Genomic DNA, 15,764 nt, shown 5'->3' with positions numbered 1-15,764 from the left:
AGCATGGGTCGGCCCGAGCCGGCGGAGCGGGCAGGCCCGCACGTCGGGAACGGTACGGCGACGAGCCCGGATGTCGTGAGAAGTGCTCGCCGTCCCGGACGGGCTGCCGAGACCGCGGTGGCCGAGCTGATGGCGGCGGAGCGCGAGGACGTGCTGGTGGCGGCCGCCGTCAGGGCGGTCAGGGAGACCGGCGCCCACGCCGGGAGCGTCTTCCTCCGCTCCCGGGACGGCCGTTCGATCGTGCTGGCCGCCGCCTGCGGTACACCGCCCTCCCTGATCGGCGGCTGGCGGTTCATCCCGGTGAACAGCCCGATCCCGGTGGCCGTGGCCTACCGGTCGGGACGGACGGTCCACCTGGCCAACGCCGACGAGGCGGTGCGCCGCTTCCCCCAGTTCGCGGTGGCCCTGCCGTACGCCTTCGGATCGGCGTCGGTACCGGTGCGGGCGGGGCCGGAGAGCCTGGGAGCGCTCGCGGTGGTGTGGGCGGCACCGCCCGGGCACCCGGGGCTCGCCAAATCGCAGCTCCGCCACCTGCGGGCCGTCGCCAACCGCCTCGGCACCGCTCTCGCCGCGCTACGGGCCCGCGGGGACACCCTCGAATGCGGCACCAGGACCGTCCCGGTCGAGATCCCGGCGCCGTACGCACCGGCGGTACGGGTCGGCCTGTTCGACTGGCGGCTGGACACCGGCGCCCTGGCCGCCGACGAGGAGCTGTGCGCGATCTTCGGGCTGACGCCCGGCGCCTTCGACGGGCGGGCCGACACACTGGCCTCCCGGCTCCACCCCGGCGACCGGGCCTCGCTCCGGGCCGCCGCCCGCGCGGCCGTCACGCACGGCCGGGTCCTCGCCAGGCGGCTGCGCGTCCGGGCCGGCGACGGGTACCGCACCGTGGAGCTCTGGGGCCGGGTGCCCGAGGCTCCAGGGGAGGAGGCGCGGGCCCACCTGATCGGCGGCGTACTCGACGCCGGGCCCGGCGCTGCGGCGGTCACCGCGGTGGAACGGCTGCGGGACGGGCTGTTCGCCCTCGACCCGGACGGGCGGATCACCTACGCCAACCGCAGCCTGGAGCAACTGCTCGGCGTGAGTGGCCGGGAGCTGCTCGGCCACCGCCTGTGGGACGTCCTGCCGTGGCTGTCCGATCCGGCCTTCGAGGACCGGCACCGGGCCGCGATGGTCTCGCAGCTGCCCACCGCCTTCCTGGCCTGCCGCCCGCCGGACCGGTGGCTCGCCTTCGCCCTCCACCCGGACGCGAACGGCGTGACCGGCCGAGTGGCATCCTCGGGGCCACCCCACCCGTCGGCGGCCCCGGACGGGCCCGCGGTGGCGCCCGGGCGGGAGACCCGGTCCGTCTCCCCACCCGCGTTCACCGCGCTCGGCCCTCCCCCGGCGGCCCAGGCCGTACCGGCGCGGCTGGGCGCCATCTACCACGTGCTGCAGCTGGGCAGCGCGCTGACCGAGGCCGTCACCACCGGTGAGGTGTGCGATGTGGTCGCCGACCAGCTCCTGCCGGCCTTCGGCGGGCAGCACCTGGCCATCTACGTGATCGACGACGGCCGGCTCCGCCTGCTCTTCCACACCAGCCGCCACGAGCACTTCCTGCGCTGGCTGGAGGGCAGACCGCTCGGTGCCCCGCTACCCGGGACGCGGACGCCGGGCTCCGGGCTGCCCAGGTTCATCGAGTCACAGCAGGATCTCACCGAAGTCCCGCCGGTGATTTCCCTGGACCGTGCCGGGGCCTGGGCGTACCTGCCGCTGATCGCCTCCAACCGTCCCGTCGGCACCTGCATCCTCGGCTTCGACGAGATCCACCGCTTCACCCCCGAGGCCCGGAGCCTGCTGACCGCGCTCGGCGGACTGATCGCCCAGGCACTCGAACGCGCCCGCCTCTACGACGCGAAGTCCGCCCTCGCCCACGGCCTGCAGACCGCGCTGTTGCCGCACCGGCTGCCCGACCTGCCCGGTATCCGCACCGCCGGCCGCTACCTGCCCGGCACCAGCGGAATGGACATCGGAGGCGACTGGTACGACGTCATCCCCACCGAGGACGCGGTCGCCCTGGTCGTCGGGGACGTCGAGGGCCACAGCGTGGCCGCCGCCGGCACCATGGGCCAACTGCGCAGCGCGGTGAGGGCCTTCGCCACGGCCGGCCACTCCCCCGGCGCAGTCCTGGCCGGGACCAACCGGCTGCTGACCGACCTGGACCCCGGGCTGCTGGCCAGCTGCTGCTACATCCGCATCGACCCGAGCACCGACCGTGCCCACGCCGTCCGCGCCGGGCACTGCCCGCCGCTGCTGCGCCGCCCCGACGGCGGCACCGACGTGCTGGACTTGGCAGGCGGCCCGCTCCTCGGCGTCGACGTCGCCAGCACCTACCCCGAGACCCGGGTGGACCTTCCGCCGGGATCGATCCTCGCCCTCTACACCGACGGGCTCGTCGAGGAGCGCGGCAGCGACGTCGGTCTGGGCATCGACCACCTGCGGGCCTCACTCGCCCACGCCCGCGCCGGCAGCCTCGATGAACTCGCCGACCACCTGCTGCGCAAGGCCCGGCGTTCGCCGCTCCGCTCCGACGACATCGCCCTGCTGCTCACCGAGTACCGGCCCGGATGAGCTCCCGGGCCGGCTGCCGGACGGCCCGGCTCACCCCCGGCCGGCCAGGAACGGCAGGCTGGCGGCCCCGGTGCCCAGCACGGCGTCCAGGGCGAGGAGCACCCCGGCCGCTCCGGTGCCGAGGTCGGTGGAACGGCGCAGGGAGTGCTCGCCGAGGAAGGCGGTGTGCTGCCCGGTGCGGATGGCGTGCCAGTCGAAGGCGGCGAGGTGGCGGTGCATGGCCTCGGTGTCGTCAGCGGTGCCGCGGTGCAGCTGCCGCAGGGCCACCACCGCGCCGGCCCGGCCGGTGAACAAGCCGACCCGCGGGTGGAACTCCCTGGTCAGCGCGGAGTGGCTGCGTTCCAGTGCCCTGCTGAGGTGAGGATCGGGCTCGGCCAGGTGCGGCAGCAACTGAGCGGCGACCAGAGCCGGGCCCGCGCTGCCGGCGCGAAGGTACGGGATGCGCCATCGGGCTTCGGGCCGCTCGTCGGGTCCGGCCGCCGGGAGGCCGAGGTCGGCGAAGTCCTGCCGGAGCGCTTCGGCCGCAGCCGGCAGCAGCGATTGGTCGCCGGTCGCCTCGGCGAGACGCAGCAGGAAGAGCGCGGCCCCCGAACGTCCGTGCAGCAGTCCGGGCTTGGCCGCCCCGGTGGCACTGGTCAGCCGGTCGCCGAGTGCCCGGGCGTGGACGAGCAGTTCCTTCTCGCCGGTGCACTCGGCGAAGTGCAGCAGGGCGAGTCCGATGCCGGCCCGGCCGGCGAACAAGCTGTGGTCCAGGCCGTCCGGGCCGGAGCCGACCACCCGGTCCAGGATCTCGCGGGCCCGGTCGGTGCGGCCCAGCCGGTGCAGGGCGAAGGCGATGCCGGTGAGGCCGTCGTAGAAGCCGAGCCGGGGTTCGGCCATGGCGTGCACGGCGTCCTCCAGCCAGCGGATGTGGGCGTCGGGGACGTCGGCCCCGGTCTCGGCCAGGGCCCACAGCACTCCGGCCGCGCCGTGGGCGAAGGCTGCTCCACCGCCCGGGGTGGTGAACTGCTCGATGTCACCGGGGAAGAGGCGGTCGGTGCGGTCGGGGGTCGCACTGGCCAGGATGCCGCCCGCGATGGCGTCCCGCAGCGCGGGCCAGTCCGCCGCCGTGGGTTCCGACGGCGAAGTCGTCGGCCGGATCCGGTCGGTGGCCGGTCCGGCGTCCGGTCCGGCGCCGAGGTCACGGCGTACCTGCTGCTCGAAGTCGTCAGGGACCGGGAAGCGGGCGGTGATCAGGGCGAGGAGCTGGTCCAGCTTCTGCGGTGAGTGGTCGAGCAGGGCGGTCATCGGCGCGAAGAGGGCCAGCCGGAGGCAGCCCAGGGCGTAGCGGTCCAGCGCCGCACCGCGGTAGTGGTTCGGGGCGCGGAACCCGGGGACACCGATGACCTGGGGTGCTGCGGCCGCTATCGGGGTGGCGGTCTCCAGGTCGATGAACGCGACGGTGCCGTCGGGCCGGACGAGAACGTTTCCGGGGTGCAGGTCACCGAAGACGACGCCGCGGTCGTGCATGGCGTCCATCGTCTGCTCGGTCTGCGCGAGGACGTCGAGCGCCCAGGCGGTGTACCGGTGGCCGCTTCGGTCGTCGAGCGTGCCCTCCACCCATGGATTGGCCATGCCGCCGCCGCGGTTCAGCGCGACCCCGTCGACGAGTTCACGCGTGAGGTAGTAGTGCTCGTGGCCCTTGCGATAGTCGATGAGCTCCGGAACGGCCGGGATCCCGGCCAGCGTCTGCAGTGCCCAGCGCTCCTGCTCCAGGCGGGTGACCGCGTCCGTTCCCTGACCGTCCAGGCCGGCCAGCGGCCGGGCTTCCTTGACGAGAACGGTGCGACCGGTCGCCAGTTCCGTCGCCTCGTAGACTCCGCCGCCGTTGGAGAAGTGCAGGGCCTTGCGCACCTTGAAGGGCAGGGCGCGGGTGGTGCCGGCGCTGCGGGCGGCCACGGCCTCGTCGAGGCATTCCGGCAGGGTCACCCAGGCGGGCGGGTGGAAGCCGGGGCCGCGCTTGTCAGGCACCAGGCGACCGTCCTGGTCCTCGATGCAGGGGATCTGCCGGCCGCGTGCGTCGGTGATGCAGCGCAGTACGAAACCGCCGTAGCGCACGTACAGGGGGCCGTTGCGCCAGCGCAGGTCGCTGAGGATGTACGGCCCCGGCTCGCCGTCGAGCAGTTCGCCGAGCTCGGTGAGGATGGTCGTGAACTGCTGCTCGTCGAGCGGGTAGACGGTGATGAACTTGCCGCTGCTGCTGCGGTCGCCGTACTTGCTGTTTCGGTTCGTGAGGACGTGCGGGTTGCGGATGAACTTGAAGGGGATCCGCCGGGCCTCGCAGAAGGCGCGCACGATCGCCAGGACCGGCTCGGCCCGGTCCGGCACCGTCGAGACGTGGATCTTCCAGCCCTGCAGCGGAAGCCGGCAGCCGTGGGGGACGTGGAAGGACCAGTGGGGGTTGAGTTCACGGGTCCAGCCATCGGGAAGCGGCTCGCGGACAGCGGGATAGTCGGCCGCCGCATGGTCCTCTGACGGGAGGTCGAAGTACGGGCTGTCCGGTTGGCAGTGCTGGAGGTAGTGGAGGAACACCGTGTGCTTCCAGGGTCAGGTCGGGTGGCGGAGCGGCTCAGCGCCAGCAGGGAGCCAGATAGGTGTCGTACAGCCAGTGGGCCAGGGTGCTTTTCCCCAGCGCGAGTTGGGCGTTGCCGGTCCGGTCCGAAGGGGGCCGGGTGGTGATGAGCGGGTAAGCAGCAGCGGGCAGCGACAGGGTGGTGCTGGTCACGGGGGCGAATGCCGAGAGCGGCGCGGTGGTGGCCGTGCTCCGCTCGGACCCGATCACGGCCTCGCCCGTCGTGGTGCGTCCCATCAACCCGGCTCGGTAGAGGTGTACGGCCGTTCCCGCGTGGATGACGGAACGGTCGACCGAGGACGGCAGGAGCAGTTCCACCTGCCCGCCGTCACGTACGGTGTAGCCGCCGGCCACGGTGCAGGGAATGCGGACGAACAGCAGGGCGCAGACCACGGCGGCTGTGACCGCGGTGGCGGACAGGGCGATCCGCCACCGGGTGGCGCCGGCCGTGCGGGCTTCGACGGCCGTGCGCACCACGCCGCGTATCAGTAGCCAGATCAGGTAGCCCGATGCGCACACCATCAGGATCGCTCCGGCGGTGCCCATCCGTTGGAGCAGCGAGGCGAAGTTGCCCAGCGCTGGGATCACGATGAACAGGGGGGCGGCCATGCAGGCGAGGCCGAAAGCGACGGCCCACCGCAGCTGCGGCAGCTCCGGTCGGTAGCGGCCACCGTAGAGCAGTCGTGCGATCCGGTGGCGGGCATCGGCCATCGCCCGGTCGCGCAGGTGCGGGATGTCCAGGTGGCTCATCAGGGCCAGGTAGCCGTCCAGCCGGACCACCGGCAGCAGGTTGATCGTTCCGCCGAGGTAGCAGGCCGTGGCGAACAGCAGCAGGCCGTCCTGCCACCGGCCCGGCGGCGGAACGAGCGCGGCCAGCGCCGCGGAGCCGGCGATGACCCACTGGGTGGCGATGCCGGCCAGGGAGACCCGGACGCGCTGCTCGTTGCGGGACAGCCGCCAGCCGTCGGAGACGTCGCAGAAGAAGGCGGGCGAGAGGTAGAACAGCATCACGCCCATGCGGCTCGGCCGTCCGCCGTAGTAGGCGAGGACCGCCGCGTGGCTCAGCTCGTGCAGTGCGCTGGCGACGAGCATGGCGACGATGACGCCGGCGTACACGCTCAGCGGCAGTGGTCGTCCGAGGAGCCCGGACAGTTCGGGGCCGAGCCCCGCCAGCGCCGCCAGGCCGCCGGCGGCGAGGAGCGCGCCGATGACGCCCCACCGCTTCAGCCCCAGGAGGGCCATGGCGGGAAGGACGCCGGACAGCAGCCGCTGCGGGTGGACGACGGTCAGCTGCACGGTCAACGGCGGTACGACCTTCAGGCGGGGAAGGCGCCGGGGCGCGCTGCGATGCATGTCGGCACCGCCGTGGAACACCTTCGCCGCAACCAGTTTGCGCACACCCGTGTCCACCGCGGCGGTGGTCCAGCGAGCGCCGAGGACGGCAGCCAGTTCCTCGTGTCCCCGGGTGCCGTCGGCGGCCTGGGCCAGCCGCGCCAGGTCGGCACCCACCCGCAGGTAGTGCTCGCCGCGTTGGATGATCCACGGTGCGTCCACACTGATCGGCGGATGGACGAACACGTCGTCGGCAAGCCGGGGGCGGCTGACGTACTCGCCGCCCGTTCCGTTCCCCTCCTGCGGGGCGACGGCCGTATCGCTGGTCAAGGTCTCTCCCTCAGGTCGCTCCGGGACCCGGCTGCGGCCGAGGACGGGAGCGGGTGCCGGGACGCGGGGAGGGCTCCGCCGCGGCCCGGCACCGCCGGGTGTCATGCCGTCAGGTCGCGACGATGATGCTGCCGATGCTGACGGTCGCAACGCTCCACACGGCGTTGCTCCAGTTGACGTTGAACGGGGCGTCCATGCCCTCGAGCTCCTGCATGTCGAGCTCCAGGTCCTGCATGCCCAGCTCCAGCTCCAGCGAGCTGTTGATGTTCTCCTGCACTCTGTTCTCCTCCTCTCCGACGGTCGGGAACGGTCGGACTCCGTGGCCCGCCGCGGGACGTCGGGCATCCCGCGGCGGTCCCGGTGTCATGCCGTCAGGTCGCGACGATGATGCTGCCGATGCTGACGGTCGCAACGCTCCACACGGCGTTGCTCCAGTTGACGTTGAACGGGGCGTCCATGCCCTCGAGCTCCTGCATGTCGAGCTCCAGGTCCTGCATGCCCAGCTCCAGCTCCAGCGAGCTGTTGATGTTCTCCTGCATTGTGTTCTCCTCCTCTCCGGTGCTCGGAAACGGTCAGTGGTCCGGTCCGCGTCCGCGCTCGGGCATGGACCGGAAGCTGTTGGTCAGGCGCCGCTGCGGGCTGCTCAGCCCGCCTCGGGTCCGGGTGTGGTGGCTACGGCGTCGCCGAGCACCGCCCGGACGTCGCCCAGCGTCAGCTCGCCCAGGGCGGGCAGTCCTGCTCCCCAGGCGCGGACCGTGCGCTGTGCGATCGCGCCCAGGTCGGCGGGATGCGCCGTCAGACGGCGCTCGACGCCCCAGTGCTCCAGCAGGGCTGCGATGCCGGCCGACGGATCGGCGGGCAGCGGCCTGGGGGCGGCCGGACGCAGCCCGCGCCACAGACGTTCGAGCCGTTCGGCCGAGCCGAGCCGCCGGTCGCCGGCGGCGATGCGCCGGAACAGCGAGGGGAGCAGGGCCGCGACGGCCGTCATCTTGCGGACGCCGAGGGAGGTGGACAACTCGTTGGCGATGTACCAGCCCCGCAGGGCGAAGGGCTCGCGGTCCAGCTGCAGCCAGTCGCATTGGGTGAGGGCACTGAGCCGGGCGATCGCGCCGCGCACCTGGTCGTCCCCGCCGTCGTCGGCCGCCCGGTAGCCCAGGTTCAGGAGTTGGCCGGCGATCGTCAGGGCGAGCGCGTCCTCGACCGGACGGTCCCGCAGATCGCCCGCGTAGACCCCGGCCACCCGGAACAGCGCCTCCAGCACGCCCTCGACCACGAGTTCGGCCGGCAGCGTGCTGGTGGCCAGCGGATCGAGCACGGCCAGCTCCGGCAGCAGCGAACGGCCCGCCACCAGCCGCTTGCCCTGCGGGGTGCGCAGACAGGCGACCTGGCTGACCTCGGAGCCCGTGCCGAGGGTGGTGGGAACGGCCAGCAGCGACAGCGGTCGCGAGGTGTGCCGGGGCAGCAGGATCAGCCCGCTGCGCTGCGGGGCGGTCAGCCGGGACAGCACACCGCGGTCACCCGCCAGTGCGGTCGCCAGCTTCGCCTGGTCCAGGAGGCTGCCACCTCCGACGGCGGCGACCAGCCGGCCGGGGCCGTGCCGCAGGCGGTCGGCGAGGTCGACGACGGTGTCCACCTCGCCGGGCCCGTCGAGCGGGATCACCTCGTGCACCCCGAGCGCCCGTGCCACCAGCGAGGTGATCGCGCTGTCGGTGAGCCGGGCGTCCACCAGCAGGGTGGTGGCGGTCCCGGGCTCCTGCTCGGCCGCCCACGAGGCGAACTCCGCCGCGCTGTACAGCACCCGGGTGGGCTGCTGCCATCCGCCGGTCACCGGCCGCCTCCCGCCGATGTGCCGAGGGCAGCGAAGAACGTCTCAGCGCCGCGGGCGACGCAGTCCAGCAGTTCGTCCAGGTCCTCGTCGGTGTAGGTGAGCGCCGGGATGAGCTGAACGCCCTGCGGGCCGGGGTGGACGATCGCACCGGCCTCCCGGATGGCCGCCACCAGGTCTGCGACCTGCTGCGCCGTCAGAGGACCGCCGTCGGGGGTACCGAAGCCGAGGTAGCGGAAGCAGCCGACGCCCTCGGTGGTGGTCAGGAAGGGCAGCCGGTCGCTCAGGGACTTCAACTCGACGTCCAGACGGGAGGACAGGCGGTGGCTGAGCGCCTCCGCGTCCAGCCGCCGCATCTCCGCCAGTGTGGCCACGATCGCCGCGCAGGTCATCGGAGTTCCGGCCTGGGTCTCGGCGTGGACGAACACCGCGTCGGCGTCGGTGAAGGCCGCATCCACCTGGTGGGCGACCAGGACCGCGGCAGCGGCGCAGGTGCCGTTGGTCAGCCCCTTGGACAGGATCAGGAGGTCCGGCCGCACGGGCCACCGGCTGGAGGCGAAGTACGGGCCGGTACGGGCGAATCCGGTGGCGACCTCGTCGGCGACGAGCAGGAAGCCGTGCTCCTCGCGCAGCCGCAGCAGCTCCGCGAGGAACTCCTCGTCGAGCGGCACCGCACCGTTGCCCAGCACCGGTTCGACGACCACGGCGGCGATCTGCCCGCCCTGGCGGGCGAACAGAGCGTTCAGCTCGTCGACCGCGTTGGGGCTGATGTGACGGATCAGCCGCTGGTCCACCCCGTAAGTCCGCTGGCCCATGTCACTGCCGGAGAGCGCGAAGCCCCCGAAGGTGAGGCCGTGGTAGCTCGTACGGAGGCCGACCACCAGGGTGCGCTGCGCCTCGCCGCGCAGGGCCTGCGACTGGCGGGCGAGTTTCATCGCCAGGTCGTTGGCCGCGCCGCCGGAGGTGGAGAACAGCACCCGGCTGAAGTGGTCGCTGCCGCACAGGTCGACCAGTGCCTCGGCGGCTCGGCGGGCATGGGTGTTCTCGTAGCGGAAGACGCTCAGGTACGACGCGTCGCGGACAGCCCGGGCGATGGCGTCGGCGATGGCCTCGTTGCCGTACCCGAGTGCGGTGTTCCACAACCCGCTGGAGCCGCAGAGCAGTTCACGGCCGTCCGCGAACCGCACTCGTACGCCGTGGGCCGATACCGCACACAGATCGTCACGGCCGTGCCGGCTCGGGGCGAGCAGTGCGGGCCACAGGGCGCTCATCCGGCCACCTCCGCGACCAGCAGCACGTCGTGGTGGTGACTGGCGGTCGCCGGAAGGGCCTGGCGAGTCGTCACCAGCAGTCCGGCCGCAGCGAGTTCGGTTTCCAGCTGCGTCGCCGGGAAGACCCCGATCCGGGTGGTGCACACCGTGATCGGCGGCTCCGCCGTCTCGAGGGGACGCGGAAAGATCGTGACCGTGCGCACGTCGGCACCTTCCGTCCAGTGCTCGTGCATGCGCAACCGGGTGCCGTCGGCGCAGTCGACGTCCAGCACCTGCTCGGTGGTGGAGCAGCCGAAGCCCGGCACGTCCACCGCGGTGAGCAGGAACCTCCCCCCGGGCGCGAGGTGGCGGCGCACGCACCGGTAGAGGCCGGCCCGGCCGGCCGCGTCCAGCAGCGAGATCGAGGTCGTGCCCAGCACGATCGCACCGAACGTTCGGCCCAGGTCGAAGTCGCTCATGTCGCCCGCGACGACGGTGCAGCGGTCGCTGCGCGAGGCGGGTACGGTCCGCAGGCGCTGCTCCAGCAGCCGGATCATGCCCGGCGCCAGTTCGAGGGCGACCAGCTCGCGTCCCAGGGTGAGCAGTGGCAGCGTCAGCCGACCCGAGCCGGCGGCCAGCTCGAGGATGGGGCCGGTGGTCGAGCGCAGCGAACCGACCAGCTCGCGCACCTCGAAGGTGTCGTCGCCCGCGATCGCGTGGTAGACCAGTGCGCCCACCTCGTCGTACAGGTCGTGGACCACGGCCTTGTCGCCGAGTTCGGCCAGCAGCGCACCGGCCTGGCCGGGAACGGCGGCCCTCAGCTGTGCACTCACAGGACGACTCCCGCCCGCTCGAAGAACTCGTGGACCTTCAGGACCGCTGGCCGACCGGCGTATTGAGCGGCCGCGTCGACGGACCCCTGACAGAGGATCAACTCGGCGAGTTCTCCCGCCGCACGGTTGAGGGCGAACGTCCGGGATCCCTCCGAGGTATGGAGGTAGGCGGACTCGTCGGTCCACAGCAGCACGTGCTGCGTCTGAACCTGTTCGGTGGTGCGGTTCTCCGGCCGCAGGCGTCCGCCGAAGCCGGAGACGTGCGCCCGCAGGACGCCGCGGGATCGCAGGTCCCGCAGGGCGTCCACCGCCAGGAGGTACTCGGCGAGCCACGGACGGCTCTCCAGAGCCGCGGCGCGCAGGGCTTCGGGGACCGCGGTGGCGAGTGTGACGGCGCAGGGGTGCGCGCCGGCAGCGTTCGCCTGTCGCCAGGCGGCCTCCAGGTCCTTCAGGTCGTCGCCCACCCTGCCCAGCGCCGAACCGTACGGTGAGACCGTCACCTCGCCGTCGGCCCGGACGTAGAGCCGATGACGCGGACCGGCTCCGTCCAGCGGCGCGCCCAGCCCCGGGAGATCCGCGAGCAGCAGCATGGGATCCGCCAGGAACTCCGCGAATTCGCCCTTCTCGCGAGCGGTGTCGGCGTCGCTCAGCCAGACCTCGAAATCTGCTTCGTCGGCGATGCGGACCAGTGTCGGCCCCATCGTCGAAACGTACTGGCTGATGCTGTAATTCTGTACCTGGAGATAGAAGTCGTCGCCCAGGGATGCTTCGGCGTTGCACTCGGCGAAGGAGCCGCCGTAACCGACCACGTTCTCGTCGGATTCCGTCCCCTCGCCCGGAGCGAAGATCAGGTGGCTGCGGCCCTCGGACTCCGCGCCGAGCATTTCCTGCACCGTCCCGACATGCCGGGTGTCCTCCAGGACAATGGCCCGGCTCCGGCCCGGCCTGCCGGTGGCCCAAGCCATCAGATCGCGCTTCTCGCCGCTCATCGCGTTTCCTCCATGCCACTCAGCGCAGTGACGATCGTTTTGACCTGACGCATGGCCGCCTGCGGCCCGCGGATATTGGCGACTCCGGTCAGGTTGATGACCACTTCGTCCACACCGGAATTCCAGAACTCCTCGATCTGCGCCACGAGTTCGTCGACCTCGCCCGCCAGGAAGGCGCCTCCCTCGATCAGGGCTCGCGCGTTCACCAGCGGGTCGCTGCCGCTGACGTCGATTCCGGCGCGCTTCAGCATGTCGGCGTAGTGCGGCGCCTGCAGGTGCGATCCGTTGCTGGCGACCGCGACGGCCTCGGCGTCCACGTCGGGCAGCGGCAGCGCCATCGGCACCATCGCGACCAGCCTGGGAAGCGGCCGTCCCGCCGCCTCGGCGCCTTCGCGCAGCGCGGGAAGCACCGTCTCGCGCAGATAGGAGGCGGGAGTCAGCCAAGTGATGGCGGCATCCGCGAGACGGCCGGCGAGACGCGCCATACCCGGTCGCAGCACCCCGAGCCCGACCTGCACCTCCGGCGACGGAGAGGGCAGCAGCGCGCCCTGGCAGTGGTAGTACTCGCCGCTGAAGTCGAGCGACTGCCCGCGCAGCAGGCCGCGGACGATGGTGAGGTACTCCTCGGCCGCGGTCAGCGGACTGGCGTAGGGCTCGCCGCGCATGGCGCTCTGCAGCGAGCGCCCGCCGGGGCCGAAGCCCGCGAGCACCGGGTGCCCGGTGGAGAGCGCCAGCGAGCGGGCCTGCATGGCCGCCTCATAGGGGTGGCGTAGCGGCATCAGGCTGACGCCCAGCCCCGTCGGCACGCCGAAACCCGTCCCCGCCGCGTGCGCGAACCCCTGGTGCGCCTCGACCGCCAACGACTGCCCCTGCCACAGGCGTTCGGCCCGGGTCCAGTGCACCAGCGCCGCATATGTGGCCAGCTGTTCCGGTCGGCGCGGCACAAATGGAACAAGGATCGAGAAGGATGGCACTCAATTACTCCGGGCAAGAATGGATCGTCTGCCGGTCCGGCGACAGGGAACCGAGAATGGCGGACCGCAGGGCGGCGAGATGCGACCCGATCCGGCACCGACCGGAGCGGGTGTTCGCTGAACACGGCAGTCGGTGGCCGATTCTGCGGCCGACCGCTTCAGCAGGTGTCAGCGGCCGGATTCGGCGGAAGAAACAGCTGCGGAGAGCGGGAAGGAAATGGCCTGCTGTCGGCTTCGCTTGACAGCTGCCGGCTCGAAGGCTGCGGCAGAACCTACTTTTGGTGCGAGCTGCATCAGATACCCCCGTGAACAGATGCATGCATAACAATGCGTCAGACGTTAGCACAGGCTAGCGATCATGCTGAAACGGCGGCCTGCCAGCCTGGCGCGATCTCTTGAATTCCTCCTCGAATCCGCCACATCAGGGCGCCGGCCCGGATGTTGACGAACCATGACGGTCCACGGTGAGCGCCACAATCGGCAGGCCGTCACACCGGTCGGAGCTGCATCCCGTTTCCGCCGACGGTGCGTCACTCCATCAACACCACATCGGCACGGCCCTCTTATTCTGTTGATGCACCGTCAAAGACAACAACTGCCGACGCACCATGCCGTCAAGGCCGCGGGATGAGCGCCCGGACCGACGCGGCCCGGAGCCGGACAGCTCGGCGCTCCTCGGAGTGATGGAAACACTCCAAAACCGCCACGGCATTGTTGTGCCCGATGAGATCACTGCCCGTGTCCACAACACACAAGACTTGCAGGACGCGACAGCCGGCTTGGTCGTCGCGTCCCGTCCGGGCCAGTAGGAGGACTCCCTTGGCGAACGATCGCGTCATCACCCCCCGAAGCCGCGGCTTCCTCTTCCTCGATTCACACCCGGCGGGCTGCGACGAGCTGGTGGCCGGCATGTGGCGGGACATTCCCTCCCCCAACGAAGAGCCCGGAGATGAGGGGCCGGTCGCCGTGGTCATCGGCTCGTCAGCCGGGTACGGCCTCGCTGCCACCCTCGCCGGACTCAAGCGCGCAGGCATCCGGGGCATCGGCGTCTGCTTCGAGAAGGCACCCGGCCCGCGGCGCACCGCCACGGCCGGCTGGTACCGCACCGCGGCAACCGCCGGCCTCGCCCGCGCCGCGGGGCGGGACATGGTCTTCCTCAACGGCGACGCGTTCTCCGACGCGATGAAGAACCAGGTCGCCGATGAACCGGCGCGTTCACCGCCGCCCTCGATGCGTACGGGCCGGGACTCGTGTGAGACGCCCTTGGCATGCGGGTCTCACGCAAGTCCGGGCGTCCCGCGCCATGGGGGCGTTCCACCCGCGCCCGGCGCCTGTCCGGGCTCGCGCTTGACCGAGCCTCAGCCCCTCGTCCTCTCCTGCCGCGAAGTGGTGGGTGCCAGCGCGAGGTGGGTGAGGACGGCGCCGAGTGCGGACAGGGCGGCGAGTGCGAGGCCGAGGGTGTGGACGGCGCTGGTGAGGCCCGCGGCCAGGGCCGCCCGGTGCGCCTCGGCGACGTGGCCCTGGACGGCCTGCCCGGCGATCCGGGCCGCCTCGCCGGAGGAGAGGCCGCTGTCGTTCAGCCGGGCGGCGGCGAGCGTGGTGAGCAGGGCTGCGGCTCCGGAGACCGCGACGGACTCCCCGGTGATGCGCATCGTGTTGAAGATGCCTGCGGCGGCCCCGGCCCTCTGGACCGGGACGGTGCTGACGGCCGCGTTGTCCATCACACCGAACGCCAGACCCACGCCGATACCGAAGGGCAGCAGCGGCAGCGCCAGGGCCGTCCACGATCCGTCGCTGCGCACGGTCACCAGGAGCAGGGCGCCTACCGCGATCAGTGCGGAAGCGCCGGTCAGCACCGCCCGCACGGAGCTGCGGGCGGCCAGGTGGCCTGCGGCGAGCGGCAGCAGCAGTACCGGCGTCGTCATCGGAAGCAGAATCAGACCGCTGCTCAGGACGCTTCGGCCGCCCACTCCTTGCAGGTAGGCCGGGAGGTAGACCAGCAGCACGACGAAGCCGAGGGTGACCGTGAACGGCTGGCAGACCACGGCGAGGAACTCCGGCCTGCGGAACAGCCGGACGTCGAACATCGCACGCTCGGCCAGGCAGAGCTCCACCACCGCGAACAGTGCGATCAGCACGACGGCGGTGCCGAGCAGCAGCAGGGTGCTCCACGCCGTCCAGCCGGCACCGCCGGCCCGCACGAACGCGGAGGACAGCGCGGCGAGCCCGGCGGTGAAGCAGACCGGCCCCACCAGGTCGAAGGCGGGCTGGTCGGTGTCACGGGACTCCGGAGCCCGGGTCGCGCACAGCCACACGGGTACGGACACCGCCGCGACCAACAGGAACACCGACCGCCAGCCCGCCGCGTCTACCAGCGCACCGGCCGCCAGCGGTCCGATCGCCAGGCCCGTACCGAAGGAGGTACCGAGCATCCCGAAGGCCAGCTGCCTGCGCCGTCCTGAGGTGGCGTGGGCGAGCACCGCCGCTCCCGAGGCCAGGACGGCCGCGGCCCCGCACCCCTGGACCGCCCTGGCCGCGTCGACCACGGGCATCGAGGCCGCCACCGCGACCAGCAGGGAGCTGCCGCCGACCAGCGCGATACCGGTCAGCAGCACCCGGCGCCTGCCGAACCGGTCGGCGAGGCCGCCGGCCGCGAGCGGCAGGGCCGCGAAAGTGACGTTGAAGGCGTTCAGCATCCACTGGGCCGTGTCCGCCGAGGCGCCCAGGTGCGCCGCCATGCTCGGGAGTGCCACCGCGGCCCCGGTCACCGAGAACGGCAGCAGCATGGCGGCACACGCGACCGCCACCACCGTGACCCAGTAGCCGCGTTCACCGCCGTCCACACCTCGGTGCGGTGCCGATGCCGAGGAGGGTGCGGCCTCGGCACCGCCCGTGCCGCGGGTGCGCTCCGGACCAGGGCGGTCCGAGACTTCGGAAGAGGGGGATGTGGTCATGCCCCCGATCGTTCGCCGGCGTGATCGCCGGATGAAGAGACCGCCGTTCCCTGGGA

At 72.2% G+C, this 15,764-nt stretch carries 11 protein-coding genes and 1 pseudogene; 2 read left to right on the top strand and 10 right to left on the bottom strand.

Annotated elements, in window-relative coordinates; all coding sequences use genetic code 11:
* Positions 1-75: 75 nt before the first annotated feature.
* Entirely contained in the window at positions 76-2,610 is a 2,535-nt protein-coding gene (locus tag ACWDAK_RS11935; protein ID WP_427394244.1) for a SpoIIE family protein phosphatase, read from the top strand.
* Between the two features lie 30 nt (positions 2,611-2,640).
* On the opposite strand, the gene lanKC is transcribed toward ACWDAK_RS11935, so the two are convergent.
* The 9 genes from lanKC to ACWDAK_RS11890 all read right to left on the bottom strand — a co-directional run bounded on the left by lanKC (position 2,641) and on the right by ACWDAK_RS11890 (position 12,724).
* Positions 2,641-5,181 (bottom strand): class III lanthionine synthetase LanKC, encoded by a 2,541-nt coding sequence (gene lanKC, locus ACWDAK_RS11930; RefSeq protein ID WP_427394243.1) that lies wholly within the window; start codon positions 5,179-5,181, stop codon positions 2,641-2,643.
* Positions 5,182-5,218: 37 nt separating this feature from the next.
* Entirely contained in the window at positions 5,219-6,883 is a 1,665-nt protein-coding gene (gene mpaP, locus ACWDAK_RS11925) for a daptide biosynthesis intramembrane metalloprotease (RefSeq protein ID WP_427394242.1), read from the bottom strand.
* Positions 6,884-6,992: 109 nt separating this feature from the next.
* The gene (locus tag ACWDAK_RS11920) at positions 6,993-7,160 is read right to left on the bottom strand and encodes a daptide-type RiPP (RefSeq protein WP_344637514.1); all 168 of its coding nucleotides are present in this window, start codon (positions 7,158-7,160) and stop codon (positions 6,993-6,995) included.
* A gap of 94 nt (positions 7,161-7,254) precedes the next feature.
* On the bottom strand, positions 7,255-7,422 hold the full coding sequence (locus tag ACWDAK_RS11915; RefSeq protein ID WP_344637514.1) for a daptide-type RiPP: 168 nt from the start codon (positions 7,420-7,422) through the stop codon (positions 7,255-7,257).
* Between the two features lie 104 nt (positions 7,423-7,526).
* Positions 7,527-8,711 carry a daptide-type RiPP biosynthesis dehydogenase gene (gene mpaC, locus ACWDAK_RS11910; protein WP_344637515.1) on the bottom strand — a complete coding sequence of 395 codons (1,185 nt, stop codon included), beginning with the start codon at positions 8,709-8,711 and terminating at the stop codon, positions 7,527-7,529.
* Positions 8,708-9,979, bottom strand: coding sequence for a daptide-type RiPP biosynthesis aminotransferase (mpaD, locus tag ACWDAK_RS11905; protein ID WP_344637516.1), 1,272 nt, complete (start codon positions 9,977-9,979; stop codon positions 8,708-8,710). The genes mpaC and mpaD overlap by 4 nt, the downstream gene beginning before the upstream one ends.
* Complete coding sequence (mpaM, locus tag ACWDAK_RS11900) at positions 9,976-10,791, bottom strand: daptide-type RiPP biosynthesis methyltransferase (RefSeq protein WP_427394241.1); 816 nt, start codon at positions 10,789-10,791, stop codon at positions 9,976-9,978. The genes mpaD and mpaM overlap by 4 nt, the downstream gene beginning before the upstream one ends.
* Complete coding sequence (gene mpaB, locus ACWDAK_RS11895) at positions 10,788-11,780, bottom strand: daptide biosynthesis RiPP recognition protein (protein WP_427394240.1); 993 nt, start codon at positions 11,778-11,780, stop codon at positions 10,788-10,790. The genes mpaM and mpaB overlap by 4 nt, the downstream gene beginning before the upstream one ends.
* Positions 11,777-12,724: an LLM class flavin-dependent oxidoreductase gene (locus ACWDAK_RS11890; RefSeq protein ID WP_344637519.1), complete on the bottom strand. Its 948-nt coding sequence runs from the start codon at positions 12,722-12,724 to the stop codon at positions 11,777-11,779. Before ACWDAK_RS11890 ends, mpaB begins: the two co-directional genes overlap by 4 nt.
* Positions 12,725-13,573: 849 nt before the next feature.
* Here ACWDAK_RS11890 and ACWDAK_RS11885 point away from each other — a divergent pair.
* Positions 13,574-13,957, top strand: a pseudogene (locus ACWDAK_RS11885) (enoyl-[acyl-carrier-protein] reductase FabV); the annotation flags it as partial.
* A gap of 155 nt (positions 13,958-14,112) precedes the next feature.
* Here the strand turns inward: ACWDAK_RS11885 and ACWDAK_RS11880 are convergent.
* A complete protein-coding gene (locus ACWDAK_RS11880) occupies positions 14,113-15,708 on the bottom strand; it encodes an MFS transporter (protein ID WP_427394239.1) in 1,596 nt (531 codons plus the stop codon).
* Between the last annotated feature and the right edge of the window lie 56 nt (positions 15,709-15,764).

It is taken from the genome of Kitasatospora sp. NPDC001175 (assembly GCF_053598215.1).
Note: the sequence above shows the minus strand (reverse complement) of the source record. Positions and strands in the feature narration are given on the sequence as shown.